The sequence below is a fragment of the Yersinia sp. 2542 StPb PI genome (assembly GCF_048593855.1).
GTDB classification, from domain to species: domain Bacteria; phylum Pseudomonadota; class Gammaproteobacteria; order Enterobacterales; family Enterobacteriaceae; genus Yersinia; species Yersinia enterocolitica_E.
Map to the genome: position 1 here is coordinate 1 of NZ_JAZGQA010000479.1, position 608 is coordinate 608.

Below are 608 nucleotides of genomic sequence, written 5' to 3' on the forward strand. Positions count from 1 at the left end.
CGCAACATTCAGTTAGGGTACTGAATGTGATCGATGACTTTTATCTGGCAGATAGAGAGGAGACAGCGCCTCCCTTACTTATTCTCATTCAAAACAATCCCCAACGCTATGGCGCGGTCAAACTTGAAAACATTCAAGACATCGGGAAAATAGAGAAAATATTAAAACGCTATCACGTTAATACTGAGCATATAAAATCAGTCAGCAAGTTACACCAAGAATATTTCAGTAATAATATACTTATGTATAATACGATCAACACGGTAACATTATTTACAGTCAAATTAGTATTAATAAGCACAATAATAATCAGCACCTCAGAGACCAAACGGCTCGAAAAAACACTAGCAATAATGGAGTCTATTGGCGGATCAATTTATACGCATATTATTTTCTTTATACAGCAGAACATTACACCTATCGTCATAGCAGTAATAATATCACTTCCTCTCGGTTTTATGTTATTGCATAATTGGCTGACACAATATAGTGTAATTAAAGGGTTATCTTATGTATATGCGACAGGTTCATTTATTACTTTTATTTTATGCGTAATTATCGTTATGACTATTACACTTATTTTCAATAGTAATACACTAAATAGTCAG

At 33.4% G+C, this 608-nt stretch carries 1 pseudogene; it reads left to right on the forward strand.

From position 1 onward, the window contains the following. Nucleotides 1-26: 26 nt before the first annotated feature. Nucleotides 27-608: pseudogene (locus tag V1952_RS22385) on the forward strand (ABC transporter permease); the annotation flags it as partial.